The sequence below is a fragment of the Burkholderia sp. Ac-20379 genome, from assembly GCF_017104645.1.
Lineage (GTDB): Bacteria > Pseudomonadota > Gammaproteobacteria > Burkholderiales > Burkholderiaceae > Burkholderia.
The window spans coordinates 1-5,627 of sequence record NZ_JAAGPF010000411.1; the positions used below are offsets into that span (position 1 = coordinate 1).

Sequence of the window (5,627 nt, forward strand, 5' to 3'; positions counted from 1 at the left end):
TATGGCGCGCCTATACTGGGCCTCTACGTGCCGCCGGGCGCGCGAACACGAAGGAAGGAGACACGATGTACTACCTGCTGACCTACGATCTCGTCGATACCTATCTCGACCGCCGCGCCGAGTTCCGCGACGCGCATCTGGCGCTGGCCCAGGCCGCCGCCGATCGCGGCGAGCTGCTGCTCGGCGGCGCGCTGGCCGATCCGGCCGATTGCGCGGTGCTGCTGTTCGCGGGCGATTCGCCGGCCGCCGCCGAGGCGTTCGCGCAGGCCGATCCCTACGTGGCGCACGGCCTCGTGCGCCAATGGCAGGTGCGCCGGTGGAACGTGGCCGCGGGCCGCGACGCGAAGGCCTGAGCCCGCTTGCGTCCGCTCGTTACAGCCAGCGGGCGCGCTTGAACCACCACAGGAGCCCGAGGTCGGTCACCGCCATCACGCCGAGGCAGATGTAGAAGCCGTAGCGCCAATGCAGCTCGGGCATGTTGTTGAAGTTCATGCCGTAGATCCCGGCGATCATGGTGGGGATCGCGAACAGCGCGGCGAACGAACCGAGCCGCTTGGTCACCTCGCTCTCCGCGAGCGAGATCATCCCGAGATCCACCTGCACCGCCGTCACCACCATTTCGCGCCGCGCCTCGAGCGTTTTCGTGATGCGCTGCAGATGGTCGTACACGTCGCGGAAGTAATGCTCCATGCCGCTGCACACCTGCGGCGTGCGTCCGCCCACCAGCTTCGAGAGCGGCTCCAGGAGCGGCGCGGTGTGCTGATAGACCGTCATCAGGCGGCGCTTCAGCGAGTAGAGATCCTGAATGATCGCGCGCGCCGCGCCCGCCGACGATTTCTCGAAGATGCGGTCTTCCAGCTCCTCCAGCTCCGCGCCGAGCGCCTCGACGGTCGGGAAGTAACGGTCCACCACCTGATCCATCAGCGCATAGAACACGAACGCCGCGCCGCCCTTGAGCAGGTGCGGCTCGCGCTCGCAGCGCTGGCGCACGTCCTGGAAGCCGTGCGACGTGTGGCTGCGGATCGACAGGATGTAGTTCGGGCCGACGAACACGCTGAGCTCGCCGATCTCGAATTCGTCCTGGGCGTCGAGCTCCACCGTGTGCATGACCGCGAACAACGAATCGCCGTATTCCTCGATCTTCGGCCGTTGATGGCCGACCAGCGCATCCTCCAGCGCGAGTTCGTGCAGGCCGAACTCCTCGCCCATCCGTTCGAGTTCTTCCTTCGACGGTTCCTTCAGCGCAACCCAGACGAAGCATTCGGGGCGCGCGACGTACTCGCTGATGTCGTCGATGTCGATGTCGGCCAGCTTCTGGCCGTTCTGGTAAGCAGCGCAGTTGATCAGCATTGTGTCGTGGGAAACGTCCGTTTCTATCCGTGATTCGGCCTGCTAGTGTAGCGGTTCCGGGCAGCGGCACGCAGCGCCGCGAACGGGCCGGCCGCGGGCCGCGCGGCCTTGCCAGCGCAGGCGTTCGCGGTCATGATCGCTGCTGCGCGGCAGCGCCCGACGATCGGCTTTCGGCCCGCCTTTCAGTGCGCCGTCCGCCGGCTGCCGGCGCGCTTTCGGTGCGGTTGCCGATCCCCGCGTCTTTTCGCTTTTTCCCGCTTCTCCCCGCTGTTCGCTTCGGAGGCATCGCTCGTGAAGTATCTGGTGTTTTTCTGCGGTCACGCCGGCACCGGCAAGACCACGCTCGCCAAGCAGTTGATCGGCCCGCTGATGCGCACCACCGGCGAGGCGTTCTGCCTGCTCGACAAGGACACGCTGTACGGCCGCTACAGCGCCGCCGCGATGGGCGCGCTGACGCAGGATCCGAACGACCGCGACAGCCCGCTGTTCCTCGAACACCTGCGCGACCCCGAGTACCAGGGCCTGCTCGACACGGCGCGCGAGAACCTCGAACTCGGCATCAGCGCGCTGGTGGTCGGGCCGCTGTCGCGCGAGATCCGCGACGGGCGGCTGCTGAACCGCCAATGGCTCGGCATCGGCCACGACGTCGAGCTGCGCGTGGTGTGGGTGCATACGTCGGAGGACGCGGCGCGCGAGCGCATCATCGCGCGCGGCAATCCGAACGACGCGTACAAGCTCGCGCATTGGGACGACTACCGCGCGCGGCGCTTCGTGCCGTCGGGCGCGGCCTGCGACGGCCTGCTCCAGTTCGACAACACGGCGCCGAGCGCGGCCGACGTCGAAGCGCTGCTGCACCGCATCGTGCCGCCCGCGCAGGGCGCGATGGTGCCGCCGCTGCCGGCCTGACGCGCGGCCCGAGGCGCACGGCCCTAGCAGGTTGCGCGCCCGCTCCATCAACGAACAAGGCCGGTGCGCATGCACCGGCCTTGTTCGTTTCAAGCCGCGCCGGATCGCGCGGGCGTCACGCCACGGCGTGCGCCGCCACCTGCGTCGCGCCGTCGTACAGGCGTCCGAAACGATTCTCGAGGAATGCCTTCAGCGGCACCTGCTCCTGGCGCACGAAGCCGCGCTGCGGCAGGCGGCCCTCGCGGAACAGATCGAGCACCGCGCACATCGCGCCGGCCGTGGTGATCTGGATCGCGCTCATCGGCATGCCGCCGATCTCCTTGGCGAACACCTTGCGCGTGAACACGTCCTGCACGAGCTGGCCGCGCTTCACGCCCGTCACCGTGACGAACACCAGCACCACGTCCTGCTTGGTGGACGGCACCGCGCGGCGCATCATCGCCTTCAGCGAATCGCGGTCGGACGCGAGGCGCATGTCGTCGAGCAGGAACTGCATCAGGTCGCGATGGCCGGGGTAACGCACCGATTTGTAATCGAGCGTGCCGACCTTGCCGGCCAGCGTCTCGCACAGCGTGCCGAGGCCGCCCGAGGTGTTGAACGCCTCGTATTCGGTGCCGTCCAGCGAGAAGTGTTCGAGGCCTTCGAGCGGCTGCACCCATTGGCGCTCGCCGTCGCGAATCGCTTCGCACGGCTGACAATATTCGTTGATGAGGCCGTCGACGCTCCAGGTCAGGTTGTATTTGAGCGCGTTGGTCGGATACTCGGGCAGCGCGCCCACTCGCATCTTCACGTCGCGGATCTCGCTGAAGCCTTCCAGCAGCGCATGCGCGGCGATGCCGATGAAGCCCGGCGCGAGGCCGCATTGCGGCATGAACGCGCGATCGGCGCCGTCGGCCAGGCTGCGGATCGCATGCGTGGCGCGCACGTCCTCGGTCAGATCGAAGTAATGCACGCCGGCGGCCTTCGCGGCAGCGGCCACGTTGACGGCCAGGTAGTACGGCAGCGCGTTGACGAGCGCATCGAAACCCGCGAGCGCCTCGCGGATCGCGTTCGCGTCGGCCGAATCGACGCGGCGCGTGGCGATGCCGGCGTCGGCGAGCTGCTTGAGCGCATCGGCATCGCGATCGAAGGCCGTGACCGCGTAATCGCCGGATTCGCGCAGCAGGTGGGCAATGGTGTGGCCGATCAGACCGGCGCCGACAATGGCGATCTTCATGATGACGCTCCTGAGGTGTTGTTGTGTGTGGAAGGCACTGCCTGCAGGAGAGTGTACGAACGAGCAAAAACAGTTGATAGACGAGAAATGCTGCGCTTCGACATCGGTTTTCGTCGTTTCGACGAAGTGGCGTGACGCTTTGCAGGACGCGGCCGAAAACGCCCGCTGCGGCGGCGGCACGCGCCGCGCGCAATCGATGCCCGCTCGCGCCGCCGGCCACGCTCGGTCATGCGTTCGCGGCAAGCGGGATGCGGGCGCGTGGCCCCCTGGAAACGGCAACGCCGGCCCGAAGGCCGGCGTTGCAGGCGGATGCCGGAGGCGATGCCGCGCCGGCTTACTTCGTCAGGCGCAGCTCGCCGAGGTTGCCCGCGATCTGCTGGAAGATCGTGTTCAGCGAGGTCGAATCGGGCGCGTGGTAGTAGTCGCCCGGCGAGGCGCAGTTGCGCATCGCGGTTTGCGCCACCGAACCGGACGCATCGGAACCGAACGTGATGGCGTAGATCGTGATGTTGTCGTTCTTGATCGCGGTGCACACGGCGTTCTGGAACGTGTTGACGTCGTCCGGGTAGCCCGCGTTGTTGCCGGAGGTCGGATCCTCGGGATTGCCGCCGTGCAGTTCGGCCGAATCGGTCTGGCCGTTCGGCATCCCGATGCTGGTCGCCTTCAGCGAGTTGGTGCCGACGCCGGACAAGCCGTTGAAATACAGCGTGTTCGGGAACGAGCCGGCCGCGCCGATCTGGTTCGAGCCGTCGGTCAGCACGATCATGACGCGCTGCAGGCCCTGGGTGGTCAGCGGCTTCGGCAGCGTCGGGTCGGTCGAGATCCAGCCGTTGGCCGCGCCGGCAATCGTCGATGACCACTCGGGCACCAGCATCCGCCAGCCCCACAGCAGCCCTTCCGGGATGATGGTCGAACCGCCGGCCACCATGCTGTTGACGCTATTGGTCAGCGTGCTCTGCTGGTTGGTCAGGAAGGTGACCGCCTGCCCCATGCACTGCGAGTTCTGATCGACCGTCGTCTGGGTGAGCCCGTAATAGTAATTCGGATCGTACTGATCGTATTCCGTGCCGATGCCGACGCCGGCCGGCGTCACGCACCAGTTCTGCGCGCCGTAACCGGACACGACGCTCAACGGCACGCTCTTGACCGTGGTGGTCGAACTCGACGTGCCGCGGCCCGTGCTGCACAGCCCGCCCTGCTGCCACGACTTGATCACCAGCCCGCCCGACGGCGGCACGTTGTAGTAATACGGCGTGAATTTCGACGACATGCTCGGCGAATACGCGAGCGGCTGCAGATTGTTGTTCGCATCGCGCGGTTCGACGGCACAGCCGCCCCAGCCCGCCACCGTGCTGGTTTTCTTCATGCCCACGTTGGTGCTGTTGTAGGTGAACACGGGGTTCATCCACGAGCCGCTGCCCGACAGCGCGCCCGTCAGATTGACGGTGCTGGCGAACGGCACGAGGCCGACATAGGTGGTGTTGCTGCTGTTCGACTGGTTATACAGCGCGGTGAGCAGCGCGTTGGACGCATCCTTCAGGCCCTGCAGCTTGCTCGATCCGCCGGACGTGCCATCCGCCGATTGGCTCATCGAGCCGGTGTTGTCGAGCACCAGCGCGAGTTCGAGCAACGTTTGCGGCAGGCGGATCACCGAGTTCGAGGCGGAGACGGTGGCGTACGTGCGCGGGTCGCCCACGCCGCCGCCGTTGGTGCCGTTGGCGGCCATGTTGCTGATGACCGGATCGATGAAGAACGGCGCGAGCAGCGGCTGCTTCGACGACGTCGAGAGATTGATCGTCTGGCCGGACGCGCGATCGCCGGTCAAGGTGGCCGTGATCGGCTGGCGCGTCATGCCGAGATAGCTGGTCGGCATGTTGCCCTGGTAATACGCCAGCGCGTCGGCCTGCCACTGCGTGTAGTTGGTGCCGGTGGTGTCCGAGTAGTGCGTGAGGTCGGCGCCCGAGGACAGCGCCGCCACGTCGAGCGCCATCTGCATCTGCGTCTGGCTCATCGTGAAGCGGATCGAATCGAGGCCGAGACACATCGTGCCGACCAGGATGCTGCCGAGCACCGCGAACATCATCGTGAACGCGCCGTCGTCGCGCCGCCAGAAGCCGCGCAGCGATTGCGGGCCGCGCCGGCCGCGCGGCGCGGC

At 67.1% G+C, this 5,627-nt stretch carries 5 protein-coding genes; 2 read left to right on the forward strand and 3 right to left on the reverse strand.

Annotated features, from left to right (window positions below; all coding sequences use genetic code 11):
- The first annotated feature begins 65 nt into the window (after positions 1–65).
- On the forward strand, positions 66–353 hold the full coding sequence (locus G3N92_RS30185) for a YciI-like protein (protein WP_206131222.1): 288 nt from the start codon (positions 66–68) through the stop codon (positions 351–353).
- A gap of 19 nt (positions 354–372) precedes the next feature.
- Here the strand turns inward: G3N92_RS30185 and corA are convergent, their stop codons facing one another.
- A complete protein-coding gene (gene corA, locus G3N92_RS30190; RefSeq protein ID WP_206131219.1) occupies positions 373–1,350 on the reverse strand; it encodes a magnesium/cobalt transporter CorA in 978 nt (325 codons plus the stop codon).
- A 291-nt stretch (positions 1,351–1,641) separates the two neighbouring features.
- On the opposite strand from corA, the gene G3N92_RS30195 reads away from it, so the two are divergent.
- Complete coding sequence (locus G3N92_RS30195) at positions 1,642–2,256, forward strand: ATP-binding protein (protein WP_206131220.1); 615 nt, start codon at positions 1,642–1,644, stop codon at positions 2,254–2,256.
- A 115-nt stretch (positions 2,257–2,371) separates the two neighbouring features.
- Here the strand turns inward: G3N92_RS30195 and G3N92_RS30200 are convergent, their stop codons facing one another.
- Together G3N92_RS30200 and G3N92_RS30205 are read right to left on the reverse strand one after the other, a co-directional pair.
- A complete protein-coding gene (locus tag G3N92_RS30200; RefSeq protein ID WP_206131221.1) occupies positions 2,372–3,472 on the reverse strand; it encodes a saccharopine dehydrogenase C-terminal domain-containing protein in 1,101 nt (366 codons plus the stop codon).
- A 334-nt stretch (positions 3,473–3,806) separates the two neighbouring features.
- The coding region (locus G3N92_RS30205; RefSeq protein WP_241015110.1) for a pilus assembly protein at positions 3,807–5,627 on the reverse strand (1,821 nt) is incomplete at its 5' end.

Coding starts and splice junctions, on each gene's coding strand:
- G3N92_RS30200 (WP_206131221.1), bottom strand. CDS start 3,472: ATGAAGATCGCCATTGTCGGCGCCGGTCTGATCGGCCACACCATTGCC.
- G3N92_RS30185 (WP_206131222.1), top strand. CDS start 66: ATGTACTACCTGCTGACCTACGATCTCGTCGATACCTATCTCGACCGC.
- corA (WP_206131219.1), bottom strand. CDS start 1,350: ATGCTGATCAACTGCGCTGCTTACCAGAACGGCCAGAAGCTGGCCGAC.